Here is a 19962-nt window from a genome sequence, read left to right on the forward strand (position 1 = left end):
CGCCCGCGTCGAAGAGCATCTTCCCGAACGGGCCCCAGCCGGAGATCGTCTGCGTGCCGAACGTGCCGGCGGCGTCGAGCAGATAGGACTTGCTGAGCATTTCCTGGCTCTGCTTCGGCAGGCGCGGGTCGGTGAACGCGCCGGGATTGGCATCGGCGAGGATCTGGGCCGACTCGTCGGGGTTCTTCGCCGCGTACTCGTAGCCGCGGACCACCGCCGCGACGAACCGGCGGGCGAGATCGGCGTTCTTGCTCAGATAGTTCGTGCTCGCCGCCATCACCACGGAGTAGTTCGTCGGGATGCCGTGGTCACGGAACGGGAAGACCCGCGTCCTGATGCCGGCGAGCGTCGCCTGGATGCCCTCCCAGGTGGCGAACTGAGCGGCGAAGTCGACCTGCCCGTTGTACACGGCCTGGTAGGAGTCGGTGTTGAGGGTGACCTCCTCGAACTTCCCGGTGCCGCCGTCGTTCTGGATCGCGGTGCGGATCTCCCAGGACGTCGCCGGGCTGCCGGTGCCCGCGGCCTTCTTCCCGTCGAGCTCCTTCGGCCGGGTGATGTCGGAGTCGGCCTTCACCATGATTTCCAGCGGGTCCTTCTGCAGGATGGACATCACCGACACCAGCGGCAGGCCCGCGGCCATGTTGGCGAACATGTACGTCGGGAAACTGATGGAGAAGTCCGCCTTGCCCGCGGCGACCAGCGAGTCGGCCGGCGCGTTGGAGAACGGCACGATGCTCAGCTTGATCTTGTTTTCGCTCAGGTAGCCGAGCTTGTCCGCCACGTAGAAACCGGTGTGGTTGGTGTTCGGGGTCCAGTCGAGGGCGAGCCGGACGGTGTCGGTCGCGGCACCGCCTCCCGCGGCAGAGGCGGAGGAGGAGTCGTCACCGCAGGCGGCGAGCAGCGCCGCCGCGCCGCCACCGGCGGCGAGCAGTCCGGTGTTGCGGAGCAGAGCGCGGCGGCTCAGCTGGGAGTTCATCGCTGAGGTTTCCTTCACGTCGAGGAGTGCGAGCACGGAGCGAGGGCAGCGGACAGGAACCGCCGCGGGGGGAGGGATGGGCGGTGACGCGACGACGAGGACGGGACGGTGGGCGCGACGGGCCAGACGCGTCCGCGCCGTCCTCAGGCGGTGGGGAGGACGGCGATGGCCTCGATCTCGACCAGCAGCTCCGGATCGGCGAGACCGGCCACGACCAGGAACGTGCTCGCGGGAAACCGCCCGGGCGCGAAGTGGCGGGCCCGCTCCGCGCCGATGACGTCGCGGTGGGCGGCGTCGGTGGTGTAGGTGGTGAGCTTGACGATGTCGTTCATGCCGGCGCCGATGCCGGCCAGGACGAGGGCGATGTTGCGCCAGACCTGGGCCGTCTGGGCGGCGATGTCGCCGACGCCGACGACGCGACCGTCGGTGTCCCAGGCGACCTGGCCGGTGAGGAACACCGGCACGCCCGGGCGGACGATCGCATGGGTGTACGCGGCGACCTCGCGCACGCCGACCGGCTGGACGAAGCCGTCGCGGGCGGTCGTGAGCGTGCTGCCGTGGTGCGGGTCGTCGGTGGAGCCACGGGGCTCGGGCATCACAGTCCTCCGCTTGGCGGGCACGCCGGTTCGGCGCACGGGGGAGTTTCCGCGCGCGGTGCGGCGTGGTGCGGCGCGGTGAAGGGGTGGGGTGCGGTGATGGAGGTGAGGTGCGGGCTGAGCGACGGTCGACGGTCAGGACCCGGCGGATCGGTGGGTGGCGCGGACGAGGGCCTCGACGGCGTCCCAGGTCGGGGTCAGATGCGCCAGCGCCGCCGCGTACGCGGCATCGCCGTCACGCCGGGTGAGGGCGTCGAGGATCGCCCGGTGCTCGCGAATTCCCTGCTCGACCCGTTCGGGCATCGCGTCGACGCCGGCGTTGACGACGAGGTTGGCCGTGCCGACCAGCGATCCGAGCAGGGTCGCCAGCCGCGCGGATCTGGCCGCGGCGGTCAGTCGGTCATGGAAGCCGCGGTTGAGGACGAGATAGTCGTCCGGGTTGGACTCGATCTCGGCCTGAGCCTTGTAGAGCGCCTCCAGCTCGCCGTCGGTGACGCGCTCGGCGGCCAGTCGGACGTTCAGCGGTTCGAGCGTTTCGAACAGTCGGCGGATTTCCAGGAAGTCGTCGAGACCGAGGCTGGCGACGGTCGCCCCGCGGTTGGCGTCGAACAGGACGAGCCCGTCGGCGGACAGGTCCCGCAACGCCTCGCGCACTGGGGTGACGCTCACCTGCAACGCCCCGGCGAGCTGGTTCTGGTGCAGCCGCTGCCCGGGGAGGAACTGTCCTCGGACGATCGCGAGGCGCAGCGACGCGCGGACGCGTTCGTGGACGGTTCTGCCGACCATCTCGCTCACCGGCGGAAGCACGGGTGACTCCATCATTTTCGCTGCTCCTTTCGGTGGGGCGGGAGGTGGCGGCGCCGGCGTCCATCCGTACTGTGCCCGCGGCCGTCCTGGGTAGATTCGAATTTACGGACGCGGGTTCCCGCCGCCGATACGGCGGAGTAAACAGTGCTGGTCCGGCCGTAACGCGTCGGTTTCCCGTCACCGCCTCGTCGCGGTCCATGACGGCTCGTCGCGGTCCATGACGGCACGCGCCGGCTGGTCCGTCCGCCGGCTGGATGTGGGATCGTGATCGGGTGAACGCGCCGATCCTCATCCTCTGGGACGTCGATCACACGCTGCTGGACAGCGGCGGGGTCAGCCGGCAGATCTACGGCCACGCCTTCGAGGTGGTGACCGGCCGGCCGATGGAGCGGCTGGCGGACATGGCCGGGCGCACCGAGCGGGCGATCGCGCTCGAGACGCTGCGGATCGGTGGCGTCGCTGATCCGGAGCCGCTGTTGCCGCGCTTCTTCGCGGCGCTCGGTGACGCGGCGCGCCGGCTGCAGGGGGAGATGCGGGTGCGCGGCCGGGCGCTGCCCGGCGCCCGCGACGCCGTTCGCGGGCTGGTGGCGGGCGGCGTCGTCCAGACGGTGGTCACGGGGAACCTGCGGCCGCTCGCCGAGACCAAGCTCGCCGCCTTCGACCTCACCGCCCACCTCGACCTCGAGGTCGGCGGCTTTGGCGACGACGCCAGCGACCGCGCTGTGCTGGTCCGTCTCGCGGTCAAACGCGCCGAGGCGGCATATGACCGGACCTTCCCGCCGGCGCGGACCGTCGTGATCGGCGACACCGTGCACGACGTGAAGGGCGCCCTCGACGCTGGTGTGCGCGCGATCGGCATCGCCACCGGCCGGGCCAGCGCCGACGGCCTGGCCGCCGCCCGCGCCGACGTGGTCCTCGCCGATCTCACCGATCTGGGCGCCCTGCGCGCGGCCGTGTTCGGTACCGCTGTGTCCGGCGAGTAGCGGGAGCGCTCAGCTCTCCCGCGGCCGGCGAGGACGCGGCGCGGTCAGCCGAGCAGGTCGCGGGTGAAGGTGACCCGGGCGATCCCCGGGCCGTCGTAGTCCGGGTGGACGGGAACGCCGTCCACCGCGGTGTCGCGTCGGTCGATCGTGAAGCCGAGGTCGGTGTGGAAGGCGAGGGACCGGCGGTTGGCCGGGCTGGTGATCGCGTGGACCCAACGCCGGTCGTGTTCTCGCGCGTAGGCGAAGAAAGCGCCGTACAGCCACGACGCGAGGCCCGCGCGCCGATGGTCCGGACGCACTCCGACGAAGTGGATGTAGGCGCTGTTCGGATCCGTGTCGGACAGGAATCCGACGAGGAACGCGACGAGCGTTCCGTCGACGGTTTCCAGAACGCGGCTGCCGGGGGTGAAATGCTGAAAGAAGAGCCGCGGCAGGAGCAGCTGGCGTTCCCGGACCTGATCCGGGCTGTTCATCCCGTCCCACCATTCCCGCAGCACCAGCTGCACCGCGAAATGGTCGTCCTCGTGCGGCACGCGGGCGCGCAGGCCGGGTGGGGTGTCGGCTGCCGTCATGCCCGGATTCTCGCGGTCGGCGGGCGGAACGGCCACCGGATTTCCCCGCGCCGTCAGCCGGCCGAACCGGCGGCCGCGTCGTCGGTGGGCCCGTCGCTCGTGGGCGTCGCGGCGGCGGGCTGCCAGGTGCCGTCGACCTCGGCCCAGCCATGCGCCCGGTCGTAGGCGGCCTTGAGCTCGTCGGAGAGCCGGGACCTGCGATCGGGCAGCGGCAGGCCGTGCTCGTCGGCGTGCTCCAGCAGCCAGGAACGAACCTCGGTGTTGGCGGCGGCCTGGTGGGGCCGGCGCGCTCGCGCCCGACTGGACGCGCCCCGCGCCGGCTTGGGCTCCGGGTCCACCGCCGACGGCGGGGTGGCCGCGTCGTTCTTCTCCACCGGCGTCCAGGCGGTGTCGACCCGCGTGGTGCGGGAAAGCTCGATCGTCTCGCCGTAGTCCGCGTACTCGCCGAGGACGGACGACATCTCATCCCGACATTCATTGCACAGATCGAGTCGGACGAGCCGGCCGTCGTAGGCAAGGGTCGCGGTCGTCGTGGCGACGGCCCGGTCCTGCGGGTGCTGACCGCTGTTGTCGCACCACACATTGACGATCGAGATAACCTCGCGTGCCATCGCTCTACTCCTGGGGCATGGGCCGGCTGATGCTCGTCGACCGGTGCTCGTCGACTTTCGAATACAAGCCTAGTGAATGGATGGCTCGAAGGCAAACACCTGTTCCCCAACGCGGATTCCGAATGATCGGCCGTGGTGGCCGGAACTCGGGCCCGTCGCCCGGCGGCTCGTGTCAGAGTGTGGGCATGACCACGGATCCGCGCGAACCGGTGCCGGGCGATGCATTCGGTGCCGTTCTCCGCCGCTGCTGGGCGTCCGGCGCCCGCCCGGGGACGGTGTTCGCGGTGCTCGAACGCGACGATGGCCGCGTCGACGTCGAGGACGCGGCGAGGTACTTCGCGGGTCCGGACGGCTGGATCCCGACCGAGCGGTGGGCCTGCGCGCAGGCGGTGGGACGGGTCCTTGACGTCGGCTGCGGCGCCGGACGGCACCTCCTCGCGCTGTCCGGCGCCGGCCATGACGCCGTCGGCCTGGAGCCTTCTGCTGGCGCCGCGGCGATCGCCCGCGAACGCGGTGGCGAGGTCGTCCAGGCGACGGTGACGCAGCCGGGAATTGGGCTCGGCGCCTTCGACACCATCATGATGCTCGGCAACAACCTCGGACTGCTGGGCAGTCGTGAGCGGGCGCCCGAGGTGCTGGCCAGCCTGGCCGCCCTCGCCGCTCCGTGGGCCCGACTCCTCGGCTGCGGTATGGACCCGTATCGCACCGCTGACGACGGCCATCTGGCATATCACGCGTGGAACATCGAGCGGGGTCGGCTCCCCGGCCAGGCGACGCTGCGGGTCAGGGACGGTGCGATGGCGACGGAGTGGTTCGACTACCTGTTCCTGTCTCCCGACGAGCTGGCTCGCCTCCTCGAGGATTCGCCGTGGTCGCTGAGCGGGGTGGAGTGGGAGGGCGCCAGCTACGTCGCGGTGCTGGACCACGCCGCCTGAACTCGGGAAACCTCCCGCCGCCGCCGCCGCCGCCGGCGTCCGGTCCGGTGACGCGGCGTGCGCCTGGCCTGGTCACGTGTCGAGGTGTGATCGTCGCGGCCCGTTGTCGCGTGGCGGCTCGTGGCAGCATTCGGGCCATGAACGCCGGCACCCGAAAACGATCGTGGTGACCGCGCTAGGTCGCGTCTTGAGCTGTGATCTCTGGCGGTGTCGTCGCTCTCCGCCGGCCGATCGTGGCCGCGTTCTGGCAGCGTCGCGGTGGTGCGTGTCTCGAATTGTTGGGCAAATCGGACGTGGAACCGCGAACGAACGACACGGCCCCGCCGCCCCCCGCATGTCCTTCCCGCCCATGGGAAGACCGCCCGAGATGCGGCTTACGGGGGAACCACCGACCCCGGTGTCGATCATGGCGGCTTCCGGTAACGGTCACGGCGGCTTCCGGTAACGGTCACGGCGAGTGTGATCGCTGGCCGGGGTGGGCGGGGCTGGGGGGATTCTGGGTCCCTCTACCGGGTTCGGTGTCCGGTTCGTCCCGGTAGAACGACACAGGAGAGCCCGCTCCCACGCACACCCCGGAAACCTGCCCAACCGTCCCGGACACCAGACCTCGCCGAAGCCGGTGAACACCCGGGCGGACGCGGCACGCGGGCGGAGGCGTCCTCGCGAAGGCTGCCCCGAAGATCACAACTCCGCACGCGACCTAGCGGACCAGGATCACCGTGAGGGTGCGGGGGCCGTGGACGCCCTCGACGCGGTCGAACTCGATGTCGCTGGTCGCGGACGGGCCACTGATCAGGGTGATCGGACGGGACGGCGCGCGGCCCAGGCGGGCGAACAGCTCGGGGACGCCGTGGACGACCTGCTCGGCTCGGACCACGCAGATGTGCACGTCGGGGACGAGGGTGATCGCGCGCCGGCCCTGGTCGGGGGAGCCGTCGAGGGCGATCGTCCCGGTCAGCGCGCAGACGGCGGCGCACCCGGTGACGACCGCGGCGAAGCCGTCCAGCATCGCCGCGTCGAAGCCGCGGTCGATGATCCCGTCCGGGCACCAACCGGCGGGCAGCCCGGGTGGAACCACCACCCGTCCGCTCACCCGGCCGGCGCCATCCGCTCCGGCGCCGTCCGTCGTCACGCCGTCCGTCGTCACGCCGTCCGTCGTCACGCCGTCCGTCGTCACGCCGTTCGCCGCCGCGACGCCGGTATCGACCACGACGCCGGCGGCGGCAAGAGCCGCGCGGATGGTCGCTGGTTCGTCGCCGGCAGCGCAGTCGAGGACGGTCGCGCGGTAGTCGACGAGGCGCTCGCGCAGCAGGGCGAGCAGTCGAGGATCACCGGGAGGCGGTCCGCCGCTGCGGCGATACGCGCGATCCGGCATCGGGTCGGAGACGGAACCGGCCGAGGCGGCGGTCGGGGCGCCGTCGATGCCGTGCGGACTCTCGATGCCGTGCGGACTCTCGATGCCGTGCGGGCTCTCGGCGCCGGGCCAGGACTGGGTGCTGGGCGGGTCCTCGGTGCCGGGCCAGGACTCGGTGCCGGGCAGGTTCTCGCTGCTGGGCGGGCGCTCGGTGCCGGACCGGGATGGAGCGTCGGGGCGCGTGCCGGCGGCGGCGTTGGCGGCGCGGATGCGGGCGAGGACCTCGTCGCGGGCTGTCGGCAGCGGGCGCCGCGCGCCGGCCGGGGTTGACGGCTTGTGGTTCATGGCCGGTCCGGATGGGTGCGCGACCACCACTGGCGGAAGGTCTCCGCGGGTGGACGGGGAGCGTCGCGGGTCGCCGTCCAGGCGGACAGCGGCCAGGGCAGGGCGGACAGGCGACCGGTGCGCCGTCCGGCCAGGCGGGCGAGGCGGGAGGCCGACTCGGCGGCGGCGAAACGCGCCGGGGAGGACATCACATGCGCCGCCGCCGCCATCGACAACGCCTCCGGAGTCGGCAGGCGCTGGGCGTCGCGGGCGGCGTCGACGGCGGCCGCGCGCAGGCGGACGAGCAGCGACGGGATGTCGATGCGTACCGGGCAGGCGTCGAAGCAGGCCCCGCACAGACTCGACGCGAACGGCAGCGACGCGTTGAAGGTCGCGCCGCCGCCGCCGCCGTCCGAGCCGCGGTGGAGGCCGGTGAGCTGGGGGGAGAGGACGGCGCCGATGGGGCCGGGGTAGATCGAGCCGTAGGCATGGCCGCCGGTGCGCTCGTACACGGGGCAGACATTCAGGCAGGCCGAGCAGCGGATGCAGTGCAGCGCGTCGCGGCCGACCCGGTCGGCGAGCGCGGCGGTGCGGCCGTTGTCCAGCAGCACCAGGTGGAACGCCCGCGGCCCGTCGCCGGGGGTGACGCCCGTCCACAGCGAGGTGTAGGGGTTCATCCGTTCGCCGGTCGACGAGCGGGGCAGCAGCTGGAGGAAGACCTCGAGGTCGGACCAGCTCGGCAGCACCTTCTCGATGCCCATCACCGTGATGAGCGTGTCGGGCAGGGTCAGGCACATCCGGCCGTTGCCCTCGGACTCGACGACGGCGAGCGTGCCCGTCTCGGCGATGGCGAGGTTGGCCCCGGACACGGCGACCCGGGCCCGCAGGAACGTGCGGCGCAGGTGCGCGCGGGCGGCCATCGCGAGCTGGCGCGGCTCGGCGGCGAGCTGCGGGTCGACGTCCGGCATGGTGCGCAGGAACAGGTCGCGGATCTCGCCGCGGTTGCGGTGGATCGCGGGAACGAGGATGTGGCTGGGCCGGTCCTCGCCGAGCTGGATGATGAGTTCGGCGAGGTCGGTCTCGACGGCGGTGATGCCGGCGGCGGCCAGCGCCTCGTTGAGGCCGATCTCCTGGGTGGCCATCGACTTGACCTTGACGACCTCGTCGGCGCCGGTCGAGCGGACGAGTCCGGTGACGATCGCGTTCGCCTCGCGGGCGTCGCGGGCCCAGTGCACCGTCCCGCCGCGGGCGGTGACCTCGGCCTCCAGGCGGACGAGATGGGTGTCGAGCGACGCCATCGTCGAGCGTTTGATCGCCTCGCCGGCCAGGCGCAACTGCTCCCAGTCGTCGAGCTCGGCGACGGCCGCGGCCCGCTTCGCGCGGATGACCCCGGTGGCGTGGCCGAGGTTGCGCCGCAGCTGCGGGTCGGCGAGCGCGTCGCGGGCAGCGGCGGGAAACGGCCGCGACGCGTGCAGGTGCCCGACGCCGGGCGGCGCCGCCGCCCCGACCGTGGGAACGCCCACCGTGGGAGCTCCGAGGGCCGCAGGCCCGGCAGCGGGCACACCGATGGCCGGAATCCCCAGGAAGGCGCGGCTCACGAGGGGGCCGCCGCGGTGCTGGCGAGGATCTCGGCGAGATGCACGGTGCGGGTCGGCGCGCCCAGCCGGGACAGACCGCCGCCGATGTGCATCAGGCAGGAGGCGTCGCCCGCCGTCGCCACCTCCGCGCCGGTGCCGACGATGTGACGCATCTTGTCGGCGAGCATCGCCGTCGACGTCGCCGCGTTCTTCACCGCGAAGGTGCCGCCGAAGCCGCAGCACGTCGCCGCCTCGGGTAGTTCCAGCAGCGTCATCCCCGCCACCCGGCGCAGCAGCCGTAGCGGCCGGTCGCCGACCCGTAGCACCCGCAGGCTGTGGCAGGTCGGGTGGTAGGTCACCCGGTGCGGATAGTAGGCGCCCACATCCTCGACGCCGAGGACGTCGACGAGCAGCTCGGACAGCTCGACCGTGCGCGCCGCGACCGCGTCCGCGCGGACGGCGAGCGCGTCGTCGCCGGCGTCGCGGGCAAGCGCCGCATGCTGGTGGCGTACCGACCCCGCGCACGAACCGGACGGTGCGACGATCACCTCCGCGTCCTCGAAGACGTCGACATGGTGGCGGACCAGCGTGAGCGCCTCGCGGGGATAGCCGGAGTTGACGTGCATCTGGCCGCAGCAGGTCTGGCCGGCGGGAAAGACCACCTCATGGCCCAGACGTTCCAGCAGCGTCACCGTGGCCTGCCCCACCCGCGGGTACAGGGCGTCCACGAGGCACGTGACGAACAACGCGATTCTCACCGCGTCCGGACGCCTCCCACCTCACGACCTCGGGCCAACGGGACTCGACGCAGCGCCACAGGCCCGAACCTAACCCGTCGAGGAGCTGCCGTCCGCCACTCCGGCGAAGCCGCCGCCGTGCCCGGAGGTGCCTGATTACTCGCGGAACGTTCCAGCTGGTGGTCGCGGCATACCCTGGCCCGGGACGAGAACGGCCCGCCACACGCACGGGCGCCGGCACGAGGAGAAGGACGTCGATGAGGATCGCCGAGGACATCACGCGGCTGGTGGGCGGCACGCCGCTGGTGCGGCTGCGCAGGGTCACCGACGGGGTGGGGGCGCAGGTCGTCGCCAAGCTGGAGTCGTTCAACCCCGCGCACAGCGTCAAGGACCGGCTCGGCCTCGCGCTCATCGACGCCGCCGAGCAGGCCGGCGCGATCGGCCCGGACACGATCATCGTCGAGCCCACCAGCGGGAACACCGGCATCGCGCTGGCGATGGTGTGCGCGGCCCGCGGCTACCGCTGCGTGCTGACGATGCCGGAGACGATGAGCGTCGAGCGGCGGATGCTGCTGCGGGCCTATGGCGCCGAGCTCGTGCTCACCCCCGGCCCCGAGGGCATGGCCGGCGCGATCGCGAAGGCCGAGGAGTTCGTGAAGAACGACTCCCGCTATGTGATGCCGCAGCAGTTCGAGAACCCGGCGAACCCGGCGATCCACCGGGCCACCACCGCCGAGGAGATCTGGCGCGACACCGACGGGCAGATCGACATCCTCGTCGCCGGCGTCGGTACCGGCGGGACGATCACCGGTGTCGCCGAGGTGATCAAGGAGCGGCGGCCGTCGGCCCGCTTTGTCGCCGTGGAGCCGGCGGCCTCGCCGGTGCTGTCCGGCGGGGTGAAGGGGCCGCACCCGATCCAGGGCATCGGCGCCGGCTTCGTGCCCAAGGTTCTCGACACCTCGCTCGTCGACGAGATCGTGCAGGTCGACGCGGACGACGCGATGGAGCTCGCCCGTCGCCTCGCCCGCGAGGAGGGGCTGCTCGTGGGGATCTCGTCCGGCGCGGCGGTGGCCGCGGCGCTGCGGCTCGCCGCCCGGCCGGAGAACGCGGGCAAGCTGATCGTCGTGGTGCTGCCCGACTTCGGCGAGCGCTACCTGTCCACGCCGTTGTTCGCCGGTCTGGCCGACTGACAGGAGACTGACCGCCATGCTCGCTCAGCTGCGCCGTGACCTCCGCGCGGCCCGCGATCGCGACCCCGCCGCCCGCTCCGCCCTGGAGGTCGCGCTCTGCTACCCCGGTGTGCACGCCCTGTGGGCGTACCGGGTCACTCATCGGCTGTGGGCGGGCGGGCTGCGGCTGCCCGCCCGCCTCGGCGCCGAACTCGCGCGGGTCCTCACCGGCGTCGAGATCCACCCGGCCGCGCGGATCGGGACCGGGGTGTTCATCGACCACGCCACCGGTGTGGTGATCGGTGAGACCGCCGAGGTCGGCGATGACGTCACCATCTACCACGGCGTCACCCTCGGTGGGACGAGCCTGGAGCCCACCAAGCGGCACCCGACGATCGGCGACCGGGTCGTGATCGGTGCCGGCGCGAAGGTGCTCGGCCCGTTCACCGTCGGGGCGGACAGCCGCATCGGCGCCAACGCCGTCGTCGTGCGGGCCGTGCCGCCCGGCTCGGTGGTCGTCGGCGTGCCCGGCCAGGTGATCACCCGTAGCCGACCCAGGCCCGCTGCCGACGACACGCTGCCCGACCTCGTCGGCCTGAGCCTGCAGTCCCTGCTCACCCGGGTCGACCGGCTGGAGTCCGCTGCCCACGCCGGCAGCGGCGACGGCCACCGTGACGGTCATAAAGTCGGCCAGGACGTCCCCGCCGTGATCCGCCCGCCGAAGGCCGGCGTCTGGCAGGGCGAGGACTTCTCGATCTGACGCCCGACCCGCGTCATGGTCCGGGTCCGGCCGGACCGGGCTTCCTCGTCACCACGGCGAGCCGCCACGGTCGGCGGGACACCACACCGTCAACCGTGTCCGCGGCGAGCCCGCGTCAGGGCGGCGACGGACCGCGCCCTACGCGGCGGGGACCGCTACGCCGGCGGCGGTGAGCAGGGTGCGGACCAGGGCGGTCGGCAGGCCGATGACCGTGTCGAGGTCGCCGTCGACGCGGGTCACGAAGGCGCCGGCGCCGCCCTGGATGGCGTAGGCGCCGGCGGCGTCCATCGACTCGCCGGTGGCGACGTAGGCGATGAGTTCGGCGTCGGGGACGTGGCGCATGGTCACCGCGGTCATGGCGGCGCCGCGGTGTGCGGTGCCGGTGGCCGGGTCGAGGACGACCACGCCGGTGGACACCCGGTGGGTGCGCCCGCGCAGGTCCTGGAGCATGGCGAGCGCCTCGGCGGGGGAGGCGGGTTTGCCGAGGATCCGGCCGTCGAGCTCGACGACCGTGTCGCTGCCGAGAACGAGCCGGTCGGGACGCAGCGCGGCGACGGCGCGGGCCTTGCGCTCGGCCAGCTCGATCGTCAACGCCTCCGCCTCGGTGGCCGAAGCGTCGGACTCGTCGACGCCGCTGACGACCACCTCGAACGGCACGCCCAGCCGAGCCAGCAACTCCCGCCGTCGAGGCGAGGCGGAGGCGAGCACGATGACCACCGCGCCAGCGTAGCCGCCGCCACGGCGGGATGATTCCGCCGCCCAGGGACACGCTCATGGTGATCAGCTGGAAATCGGAGGCCGGGGCCGCCTCGCCGGCCCGCCGCGGATCGATGCGGGATCGTGTTCTCGCGCGGCGGCGGACCGCCATTCCCCGGCATTGTCCCAGCTCCTGGTCCGGGTGCCGCCCGGAGATCGACGCGAAATCGTCGGAGCCACCTGGTTGACCAGCTCTCACTGGCGCATGGTGGTGGATCGGACGGGCTTCGCATCTACACTGGAAGCGGTAAGGCGTGACTCCACCCACCCGGTGAGCCGAGATCAACTCCAGGAGGGTGAAAATGGCCATTCCACCACGCCAGGCAATCAGGGTCGGCGGCTATCTCCTCAAGCAGAAACTCCTGCGACGGGAGAAGTTCCCCATCACCCTGGAGCTGGAGCCGCTGTTCGCCTGCAACCTCGCCTGCGAGGGCTGCGGCAAGATCCAGCATCCGGCGGACGTCCTCAGGCAGCGCATGCCGGTCGAGCAGGCGCTCGCCGCGGTCGACGAGTGCGGCGCGCCGGTCGTCTGCCTCGCCGGCGGCGAACCGCTCATGCACCCGCAGGTCGAGGAGATCGTCGCGGGCCTGGTCAAGCGGAAGAAGTTCGTCTACCTGTGCACGAACGCGCTGCTGATCCCGCGCAAGATCGACAAGCTGACGCCGTCGCCGTACCTGTCGCTCGCGGTGCACATCGACGGCCTCGAGGAGCGTCACGACGAGATCGTGGCCCGCAAGGGCGTGTTCACCCAGGCCGTGGACGCCATCAAGGAGGCCCAGCGCCGCGGCTTCCGGGTCACCACGAACTCCACGTTCTTCAACACCGACACCCCGCAGACCGTCATCGAGGTGCTCGACTACCTGAACAACGAGCTCAACGTCGACGGCATGATGATCTCGCCCGCCTACGCCTACGAGAAGGCTCCGGACCAGGAGAACTTCCTCGGCGTCGAGGAAACCCGTGAGCTGTTCCGGAAGGCCTTCGCGGATGGCCGGCGAAAGCGGTGGCGACTCAACCACTCGCCGCTCTACCTCGACTTTCTTGAGGGAAAGCTCGACTTTCCGTGTACGGCGTGGGGAATTCCCTCGTACTCGCTGTACGGGTGGCAGCGTCCCTGTTACCTGATGGGCGACGGGTACGCGAAGAGCTATCGCGACCTGGTGGAGACGACCGACTGGGAGCGCTACGGCCGCGGCCGCGACCCGCGCTGCGCCAACTGCATGGCGCACTGCGGTCACGAGCCGACCGCGCTGGCCGCGACCCTGTCCTCGCTGCGCCAGACCATCCGCGCCGCCATCCCCTGATCGGCCAGGAAGCCGGCCGCGCCCGCCGCGTCGCCACCCCCCGCCGAGGGGCGACGCGGCGACGCCGGACTCAGGCCGGCTGCCCGGCGGTGCGCTCCCGGGTCACGGTGGCGATCGTGTACGGGCGGTCGGACGGGCCGGCCGTCGTCACCCGGTACACGACGAGCGAGCGGCCGCGGTGGATGGCCTCGGCCGTAGCCGTGACCGGTTGGGACAGATCCGCCGGCCGCAGGTAGTTCATCCGCAGGCTGGTGGTGCGTTCCGGCTGTCCCGGCTCGGCCAGGGCGTCGGTGACCGTGTCGGTCAGGCAGAACAGGATGCCGCCGTGCACCGCGCCGCCGCTGTTGCCGAACATCGGCGAGGGTGGCAGAACGAGCCGGCCGAGCTCACCGTGCCGCGTCGGCCCGGCGGGGATCCCGAGTGTCGCCAGCAGGCTGCCGTGCGCCGCGGGCAGCCGCACCGGCGGCACCGGAGCGCCGCCGTGCCGGCGCAGCACCGGCGGCAGCGGAATCCAGCGGCAGCGGCCGGTCGCGACCGCGACGAGCCGGCCCGACCCGTCGCGCACCTCGCAGCCGGCCGTCCCGCCGGCTCCGTCACGGCCGAACAGCGTCGCCTCGGCCTGTAGCTCCGGGCCTGACCAGGGCGGCGGCGCGACGAGGTCGTAGGACAGCTCCGAGGTGACCGCGAACACTTCGCGCGGATGCTCCCGGAAGATCTCGGCGCCGACGGCATTGTCCACGAGCACGCCGAGCGCCCCCGCCGACGGTTCGCCGTGCGGCCCCCACAACCACGGGCCGAGCCTGGCCGTGACCCGCACCCCCCGGGCGCCCTGCGTGTAGGCGTCCAGCCGGAACCGGCTCTCGGGGTACTCCCGGGCCGACGGGTCGTTCTGGTCGGTCGCGATCCGCGCCGCGCCTCCCGCCGCCGAGCTCGGCCGGCCCCGCGGATGGTCGGCCGGGGCCGGGACGGTCGGGGGCTGGGCCGTGGAGGTGCCGCTCATCGTGCCGCTCGCGTCATCGCCGTCCTGTCTGACCGGGTCGTCCCTACCGGTGGCGCCACGCCGCGCCTCCTTTCCGTCATACCCGATCTGTACGTCCGCCGCCGCCGGTGTGCCTCGGGGGACCGGCGCGTGGCGGTACCCGAACGGCGGTGCCGGGACAGGGAGCGTCACCCTCGTCGGCGCGCGCCGGACGGACGGTAGGGTCCCAAGTGGAGAACGCTCCACTCACGCCCCACCCGACCCGGCGCAGGCGCGCGACGCGGCCTGCCCTCGCCCGACGGGAAGGACGCCCATGCACATCGGGCTGCACATCTCCGACTTCACCTGGTCCGGCGGACCGGACACCCTCGCGCGGGACCTCACCCGGGTGGCCGCCGCGGCCGAGGACGCCGGGTTCGCCAAGCTCTCCGTGATGGACCACCTCTGGCAGATCGCCATGGTCGGCCCGCCCGAGCACGACATGCTCGAGGCCTACACGACGCTCGGCTACCTGGCCGCGCGCACCAGCCGGATCGAGCTGCTGGCCTGGGTCTCGGCGGTCGTGTACCGCGAGCCCGGCCTGCTCGCCAAGCTCGTCGCCACCCTGGACGTGCTCTCCGAGGGGCGCGCGGCGCTCGGGATCGGCGCCGCCTGGTTCGAGGACGAGGCCCGCGGCCTGGGCCTGAACTTCCCGCCCACGGCCGAGCGCTTCGAGCGGCTCGAGGAGGCGCTGCAGATCTGCCTGCAGATGTGGAGCGACAGTGACGCCCCCTACCAGGGCCGTCACTACCAGCTGGAGCGCACGCTGGGCGTGCCGCGGCCGCTGCGCCGCCCGCATCCGCCGATCCTCATCGGCGGCAGCGGCGAGAAGAAGACGCTGCGGCTCGTCGCCCAGTACGCCCAGGCCTGCAACCTCTTCAACGGCCCCGAGGTCGAGCACAAGCTCGACGTGCTGCGCCGGCACTGCGCCGACGTCGGGCGCGACTACGACGAGATCGAGAAGACCGTGATCGGTCCGCTCGACCCGGGTCCCGGTGGGGAGAAGGTCGACGAGCTGCTCGCCGACATGCGCCATCTCGCCACTCTGGGTATCACCCACTACCACGGCTCCGTGCCGGGTGTGGAGACGCTGCGCCCGCTGGAGCTGCTCGGTGAACGGCTGATCCCGGCGGCCGCTGCGCTGTAGGCGGTTGCGGCCGCGGGGCAGGGTGCGCGGCGGCCGAATCCGGGTAGTGATCCGATATGTGGACGAGGGTGCGGCAGGCGTTGCGCGGCGGGCGGGGCCGCCGGGGAGACGGCGGCCCCGTGGACAGCACGGCGTGGAACCCGACCGGCTGGTGGTGGTGCCTGGACCATGAGCGGGTGGAGAACCCGCCGGACGCGCCCGGGCACCGCCGGCTCGGTCCCTACGAGAGCGCCGAGCAGGCGGCGAACTGGCGGTCCCGGCTCGACGACCGCAACGAGCAGTGGGACGAGGACGACCGCCGCTGGGCCGGGGAACGCTGAGACGGCCTCGATCCGGGCGGTGGCCGTCCCCGTCCGCCGTCGGTCAGGCTGGCGGCGCGGTCAGCTCGGCCCGGCCCCCGTCGGACGGGGGGCGAGCAGGTCCTCGGGGTGCCAGGCGAGGGGCTCGGCCGGTGGGTCCGGCGGCGGGCCGGTCAGGGCCAGCCCGAACCATCCGACGTCCCGCCACGCCCCGAGCCGGTATCCCACCGCCGGGTAGACCCCGACCGGGGCGAAGCCGATCGAGGTGTGCAGCCCGACGCTCGCGTCGTTGGGCAGCGTGATGCCCGCGTACAGGTTGAGGTATCCGAGTCGGCGCATCTCGGCGATCAGCACGCCGTACAGCCGCCGGCCCAGGCCGCGCCGGTGCTGGCCGCTGGTGAGGTAGATCGAGGTGTTCGCCGACCAGCGGTAGGACGACCGGGTGCCGTGCGCGCTCGCATACGCGTAGCCGACCACCATCCCGTCCCCGGCCTCGGCGACCAGCCACGGCCTGCGAGGAGCGGCCGTCATCTGGGCCCGCAGTGCCTCGATCGACGGCAGCTCCTCGTCGAATGTGGCCGCCGACGCGGCGACGAACGGTGCGTAGACGGCCTGGACGCCGGCGGCGTCCGCCGGTACCGCCGACCTGATCGTGACCATGACCGACAATCCTCCCATCCCACCTTCCCGTCTCAGGGGCGGTCGCCTGCGGTGCCGGTCTGGACCGGCGCGCACGGTGCCAGCAGATCGGTCAGGTCGTCGCGCAGGATGGCCAGGCCGTCCTGGCTGAGCACCGACTCGGGGTGGAACTGCAGCCCGCTGAACGTGGCGCCGCGCAGCGCGTGCACCGTGCCGTCGGCCGGGTCGCGGGCGATCCGGACCCGGCCGTGCGCCGTCGTGAGGTCGTCGGCGTCCGCGAGGGCCGTGAACGTCGAGTAGAAGCCGACACGGCGCGGCCGGCCGAACAGGTCGACAGTGCGGGCGAGGCCCTGATGAGGACGTTCCCGGCGGTGCAGGCGAAGCCCGAGCAGCCCGGCGAGCAGCTGCTGGCCGAGGCACACCGCGAGCAACGGCAGCCCGCTCTCGAGCCGCTCGGTGAGCAGCCCGCGCAGCGCGTCCATCTTCGCCGCCGCGTCCACCGGCACGTCCGCGTCGATCCACGTCGGTAGGCCCGCCCCGGTGGCGGTGCTGTTCCCCGCGCCCGGGGCGGTCGCCGTCCGCCCGGCGCGGCGCGTGTCCCGGGTCGCCCGCGGGTCGCCGGGGCCGGGGCCGATGACGAGCAGGTCCACGCTGTCGGGCACCGGGGCGAGGTCCTGCCACGGCCGTACGGTGACCCGCAGGCCGAGGGCGCGCAGCAGGTGGGCCAGCATGACGGCGAACGCGTCCTCGGCGTCGACGACGAGAGCCGTGCGGCCGCGCAGCGCCGGTACGGCGGTGTCGCGCAGGGCCGGGCGGTCGAGCCAGAACCGGGCGAGGTGCGTGTTGCGGGCCGCGAGCGCCGCGGCGACGCCGGGCTCGACGTCGCAACCGATGCCATCGTCCGGCGCGGCGCGTTCGACCACCCCGCTCCTGGGCGTCCGCGGTGCCGGTGGGGTGTCGGGGGTCGGGCCCGTGCGCAGGCCGAAGGCGGCGAGGATGCCGGTCGCCTTCGTATGGGTCTCGGCGACCTCGCCGCGCGGGGTGGAGTGGCGCACGAGGGTGGCGCCGACCGGGACGCGCAGGACACCGTCCGCGGTGAGCTCGGCCGTGCGGATCAGGATGGGCGCGTCGAGGGTCTGGCGACCGGCGGCGTCGCGTCCGAGCAGGGCGGCGACGCCGCTGTAGTAGCGCCGTCCCCTGCCCTCGTGACGGGCGATCACCCGCAGGGCGTTGCGCAGCGGACTGCCGGTGACGGTGGGCGCGAACATCGTCTCCCGCAGCGCGTCCCGCACGTCGACGTCGCCGCGGCCGGTGAGCAGGTACTCGGTGTGCACGAGATGGGCCATCCGCTTCAGGCGCGGGCCGTGGACGCCGCCGCCGTCCGCGGCGAGGCGGGCCATCATCTTCAGCTCCTCGTCGAGGACCATGTACAGCTCGTCGGTCTCCTTCGGGTCGGCGAGGAAGCGCAGCAGGTCGGCCGGGTCCGCCGCGCGCGGCGCGGAGAGCCGGTGGGTGCCGCTGATCGGGTTCATCGTCACCTGCCCGGACGCGACGCTGACGTGTCGTTCCGGCGTCGCGCCGACGAGGGTTCGGGTGCCGGTGTGGACGAGGAACGCCCAGTAGGCGCCGGGCTCGTCGACGAGCAGCCGGCCCAGCGCCGCGAGACCCGCGGCCAGGGGCGGGCCCTGCACGGTCGCCAGGTAGGTGCGGTGCAGGACGAAGTTCGCGCCTTCGCCGCGGCCGATCTCGTCGCGCAGGACCGTGCGCACGAGCTCGGCGTACTGCTCGTCGTCGAGGTCGAACCGCCCGGCACCGGCCAGCGGCGTGGTACTGGTGGGCAGGGTGGTGCTGGCCAGCCGTGCGACGAGGTCGGCGAGCGGCACCCGGTGGTGCCCGGTCAGGCGCAGGCACTCCAGCGGGGTTCCGTCGTCGACGCACGGCAGTCCGTGTTCGGCCAGCTGGCGGTAGGGCACCAACGCCAGGGTGTGCGGCCCGGCGGGTCCGGCGGGCAGGGGGATCTCGGCGATGGTCGCGACGACCGCGAGCTCGCCGCGCAGTACGTCGACGTGGTCGGCGCCCTCGCGGCGCAACAGCGCGAACGGTCCGGGATCGCCGCCGGCCACGACGGTGGCGAGCAGGGAACGAAGAAGATCCATGATCGTGTCCTCGGTGAGGTGGGGACGCGACGGCCGGTGACCGGCGGCCGCTGCTTCCCGTGCCGAGGGGGACGACGGCGGCCGCTTCGGGGCGGCCGCGTGCGTCGTCGGGAACTACGCGCGCATGTCGGGGACCGCCGGGACGGCGGGCCACCACTGGCTCCTGCGCATGAGCATGGCGGCACTCTACGCGATCGGCCGGAGCCCCGTGCGCGCCCCGGTCCGCGGATGCCCGGGGATGCCCACCCCGCTGTCCACAGGATGCGAACGCATGTTCGACAATCCGGTGTCGCCGGCCTACTGTCGTTTCATGGTCATCCACACGCGGACGGGTGGGCTCGCCTGGGCATGGTGGGCCCTGCTGCTGGGCGTGAGCATCCTGACAGGGCGGTCGGGGCCCCGGCGTCGGACCTGCGGCGACGGGAGGCGGCCGGGCGTCGTCCGACGAGCGTGGTGGCTCGAACGCGCCACGACCGTTTGGCGCTCCCCGGTGCCGTCGGGCAGGATTCCCCCAGGCTCCACTGATGATCACCGGGGAGTGTCCCGGCTGATCGTTCCCTCCGTTGTTCCGTCGCGCAGCGCAGGTCCGTACGACGCCGGCGGCTGGCGCGTCACCCTGGTACGGCCCCGGACGCGTTCCAGGGCCGCCGCGTCCGCCCGCCGGTCGCCCCCTCGACCGTGCGCGGACGTGGGCAGTCGTCGCCGGCGCTGTGCTCGCCCCCATCCCACCAGGCCATCCGACCGCTCGATGGCCATGGGTGTCCCGAGCAACCTGGGAGTTCGCATGCGCCAGACGCGCCACTCGCCGGGTCGCTCCGCCCACGCGGCCAGCACGCCGCGCGCGGCATGGCGAGCCCGGCTGACCGGCCGATCGGCGCGCGACCAGCATGACCTGCTGGTCGACGCCATCGTCGCGGAGATCGCCGCTGTCACGGGTCAGCCGGCCGGTGGGCGCGCCGGCCTCGACCGGCGGGCGCCGTGGCGGTCGTGGGGCATCTACCGCGACCGCGCCGAGCGGCTGCGGGGCGACCTCGGGGAGCGGATCGGGATACGGCTGCCCGCGACGCTCCTGTTCGACGAGCCCAGTCCCGACGCCCTCGCCGAATACCTGCGCCACGCCCTGCTCGGCGCCGGGGAGCCCGGTGGCGCCAGTGCGCGGGACGCCGCGCGCCACGCCGGTCGGCTGGAGCCTGGTGGTGTCGATGATCCGGTGGTGGTGGTGGGGATGGGGTGTCGGTTGGC

General features: G+C 73.0%; 20 protein-coding genes. 8 read left to right on the plus strand and 12 right to left on the minus strand.

The genetic code is table 11. From position 1 onward, the window contains the following. The 3 genes from C1A33_RS04005 to C1A33_RS04015 form a co-directional block, all read right to left on the minus strand. Window positions 1-976: ABC transporter substrate-binding protein (locus C1A33_RS04005; RefSeq protein ID WP_101830176.1), on the minus strand; the 976-nt coding region annotated here is incomplete at its 3' end. A gap of 143 nt (window positions 977-1119) precedes the next feature. Next, window positions 1120-1572, minus strand: a complete 453-nt coding sequence (locus C1A33_RS04010; RefSeq protein ID WP_101830177.1) for a RidA family protein — start codon at window positions 1570-1572, stop codon at window positions 1120-1122. Window positions 1573-1707: 135 nt separating this feature from the next. Further along, window positions 1708-2394 (minus strand): GntR family transcriptional regulator, encoded by a 687-nt coding sequence (locus tag C1A33_RS04015; RefSeq protein ID WP_101830178.1) that lies wholly within the window; start codon window positions 2392-2394, stop codon window positions 1708-1710. 257 nt (window positions 2395-2651) lie between these two features. On the opposite strand from C1A33_RS04015, the gene C1A33_RS04020 reads away from it, so the two are divergent. Beyond that, window positions 2652-3362: an HAD family hydrolase gene (locus C1A33_RS04020; RefSeq protein WP_243407158.1), complete on the plus strand. Its 711-nt coding sequence runs from the start codon at window positions 2652-2654 to the stop codon at window positions 3360-3362. 44 nt (window positions 3363-3406) lie between these two features. Here C1A33_RS04020 and C1A33_RS04025 read toward each other — a convergent pair whose 3' ends face one another. Beyond that, window positions 3407-3934, minus strand: a complete 528-nt coding sequence (locus C1A33_RS04025) for a GNAT family N-acetyltransferase (RefSeq protein WP_101830189.1) — start codon at window positions 3932-3934, stop codon at window positions 3407-3409. Window positions 3935-3987: 53 nt separating this feature from the next. Beyond that, window positions 3988-4545, minus strand: coding sequence for an Lsr2 family protein (locus tag C1A33_RS04030; protein ID WP_101830180.1), 558 nt, complete (start codon window positions 4543-4545; stop codon window positions 3988-3990). A 185-nt stretch (window positions 4546-4730) separates the two neighbouring features. Here C1A33_RS04030 and C1A33_RS04035 point away from each other — a divergent pair, with 185 nt between their 5' ends. After that, window positions 4731-5480 (plus strand): class I SAM-dependent methyltransferase, encoded by a 750-nt coding sequence (locus C1A33_RS04035; RefSeq protein WP_101830190.1) that lies wholly within the window; start codon window positions 4731-4733, stop codon window positions 5478-5480. Window positions 5481-6180: 700 nt separating this feature from the next. On the opposite strand, the gene C1A33_RS04040 is transcribed toward C1A33_RS04035, so the two are convergent. From C1A33_RS04040 to C1A33_RS04050, 3 genes are all read right to left on the minus strand, one after another. After that, the gene (locus C1A33_RS04040; protein WP_243407159.1) at window positions 6181-7179 is read right to left on the minus strand and encodes a LutC/YkgG family protein; all 999 of its coding nucleotides are present in this window, start codon (window positions 7177-7179) and stop codon (window positions 6181-6183) included. Beyond that, window positions 7176-8681 carry a lactate utilization protein B gene (locus C1A33_RS04045; RefSeq protein WP_101830192.1) on the minus strand — a complete coding sequence of 502 codons (1506 nt, stop codon included), beginning with the start codon at window positions 8679-8681 and terminating at the stop codon, window positions 7176-7178. Before C1A33_RS04045 ends, C1A33_RS04040 begins: the two co-directional genes overlap by 4 nt. Window positions 8682-8752: 71 nt before the next feature. Beyond that, window positions 8753-9493, minus strand: a complete 741-nt coding sequence (locus tag C1A33_RS04050; protein WP_101830181.1) for a (Fe-S)-binding protein — start codon at window positions 9491-9493, stop codon at window positions 8753-8755. 236 nt (window positions 9494-9729) lie between these two features. Between C1A33_RS04050 and cysK the strand changes: the two genes are divergently transcribed. Together cysK and cysE are read left to right on the plus strand one after the other, a co-directional pair. Further along, complete coding sequence (gene cysK / locus C1A33_RS04055) at window positions 9730-10662, plus strand: cysteine synthase A (RefSeq protein ID WP_101830182.1); 933 nt, start codon at window positions 9730-9732, stop codon at window positions 10660-10662. 16 nt (window positions 10663-10678) lie between these two features. Then, window positions 10679-11401 carry a serine O-acetyltransferase gene (cysE, locus tag C1A33_RS04060; RefSeq protein ID WP_101830183.1) on the plus strand — a complete coding sequence of 241 codons (723 nt, stop codon included), beginning with the start codon at window positions 10679-10681 and terminating at the stop codon, window positions 11399-11401. Between the two features lie 138 nt (window positions 11402-11539). Here cysE and C1A33_RS04065 read toward each other — a convergent pair whose 3' ends face one another. Continuing rightward, window positions 11540-12118, minus strand: a complete 579-nt coding sequence (locus C1A33_RS04065; protein ID WP_243407160.1) for a Maf family protein — start codon at window positions 12116-12118, stop codon at window positions 11540-11542. A 341-nt stretch (window positions 12119-12459) separates the two neighbouring features. Between C1A33_RS04065 and hpnH the strand changes: the two genes are divergently transcribed. Further along, the gene (gene hpnH, locus C1A33_RS04070; protein ID WP_101830184.1) at window positions 12460-13461 is read left to right on the plus strand and encodes an adenosyl-hopene transferase HpnH; all 1002 of its coding nucleotides are present in this window, start codon (window positions 12460-12462) and stop codon (window positions 13459-13461) included. A 70-nt stretch (window positions 13462-13531) separates the two neighbouring features. On the opposite strand, the gene C1A33_RS04075 is transcribed toward hpnH, so the two are convergent. Then, window positions 13532-14461, minus strand: coding sequence for a PaaI family thioesterase (locus tag C1A33_RS04075; protein ID WP_101830194.1), 930 nt, complete (start codon window positions 14459-14461; stop codon window positions 13532-13534). Between the two features lie 292 nt (window positions 14462-14753). On the opposite strand from C1A33_RS04075, the gene C1A33_RS04080 reads away from it, so the two are divergent. Continuing rightward, window positions 14754-15626 (plus strand): LLM class F420-dependent oxidoreductase, encoded by an 873-nt coding sequence (locus C1A33_RS04080; protein ID WP_101830185.1) that lies wholly within the window; start codon window positions 14754-14756, stop codon window positions 15624-15626. Between the two features lie 56 nt (window positions 15627-15682). Beyond that, a complete protein-coding gene (locus C1A33_RS04085; protein ID WP_243407161.1) occupies window positions 15683-15946 on the plus strand; it encodes a hypothetical protein in 264 nt (87 codons plus the stop codon). Between the two features lie 60 nt (window positions 15947-16006). Here C1A33_RS04085 and C1A33_RS04090 read toward each other — a convergent pair whose 3' ends face one another. Then, the gene (locus C1A33_RS04090; protein ID WP_101830187.1) at window positions 16007-16585 is read right to left on the minus strand and encodes a GNAT family N-acetyltransferase; all 579 of its coding nucleotides are present in this window, start codon (window positions 16583-16585) and stop codon (window positions 16007-16009) included. A gap of 32 nt (window positions 16586-16617) precedes the next feature. Further along, on the minus strand, window positions 16618-18720 hold the full coding sequence (locus C1A33_RS04095; RefSeq protein WP_101830188.1) for an anthranilate synthase family protein: 2103 nt from the start codon (window positions 18718-18720) through the stop codon (window positions 16618-16620). Window positions 18721-19504: 784 nt separating this feature from the next. Here C1A33_RS04095 and C1A33_RS04100 point away from each other — a divergent pair. Continuing rightward, window positions 19505-19962 (plus strand): acyl carrier protein (locus C1A33_RS04100; protein WP_133150558.1); only part of this gene is annotated, 458 nt, incomplete at its 3' end.

The organism is Frankia canadensis (assembly GCF_900197875.1).
In the GTDB taxonomy this organism is placed as follows: domain Bacteria; phylum Actinomycetota; class Actinomycetes; order Frankiales; family Frankiaceae; genus Frankia; species Frankia canadensis.

Bases quoted from the DNA above. Each gene is read 5' to 3' on its own strand.
- C1A33_RS04010 (WP_101830177.1), bottom strand. From the start codon at position 1,572: ATGCCCGAGCCCCGTGGCTCCACCGACGACCCGCACCACGGCAGCACG.
- C1A33_RS04015 (WP_101830178.1), bottom strand. From the start codon at position 2,394: ATGATGGAGTCACCCGTGCTTCCGCCGGTGAGCGAGATGGTCGGCAGA.
- C1A33_RS04025 (WP_101830189.1), bottom strand. From the start codon at position 3,934: ATGACGGCAGCCGACACCCCACCCGGCCTGCGCGCCCGCGTGCCGCAC.
- C1A33_RS04030 (WP_101830180.1), bottom strand. From the start codon at position 4,545: ATGGCACGCGAGGTTATCTCGATCGTCAATGTGTGGTGCGACAACAGC.
- C1A33_RS04035 (WP_101830190.1), top strand. From the start codon at position 4,731: ATGACCACGGATCCGCGCGAACCGGTGCCGGGCGATGCATTCGGTGCC.
- C1A33_RS04040 (WP_243407159.1), bottom strand. From the start codon at position 7,179: ATGAACCACAAGCCGTCAACCCCGGCCGGCGCGCGGCGCCCGCTGCCG.
- cysK (WP_101830182.1), top strand. From the start codon at position 9,730: ATGAGGATCGCCGAGGACATCACGCGGCTGGTGGGCGGCACGCCGCTG.
- cysE (WP_101830183.1), top strand. From the start codon at position 10,679: ATGCTCGCTCAGCTGCGCCGTGACCTCCGCGCGGCCCGCGATCGCGAC.
- hpnH (WP_101830184.1), top strand. From the start codon at position 12,460: ATGGCCATTCCACCACGCCAGGCAATCAGGGTCGGCGGCTATCTCCTC.
- C1A33_RS04075 (WP_101830194.1), bottom strand. From the start codon at position 14,461: ATGAGCGGCACCTCCACGGCCCAGCCCCCGACCGTCCCGGCCCCGGCC.
- C1A33_RS04080 (WP_101830185.1), top strand. From the start codon at position 14,754: ATGCACATCGGGCTGCACATCTCCGACTTCACCTGGTCCGGCGGACCG.
- C1A33_RS04085 (WP_243407161.1), top strand. From the start codon at position 15,683: ATGTGGACGAGGGTGCGGCAGGCGTTGCGCGGCGGGCGGGGCCGCCGG.
- C1A33_RS04090 (WP_101830187.1), bottom strand. From the start codon at position 16,585: ATGGTCACGATCAGGTCGGCGGTACCGGCGGACGCCGCCGGCGTCCAG.
- C1A33_RS04095 (WP_101830188.1), bottom strand. From the start codon at position 18,720: ATGGATCTTCTTCGTTCCCTGCTCGCCACCGTCGTGGCCGGCGGCGAT.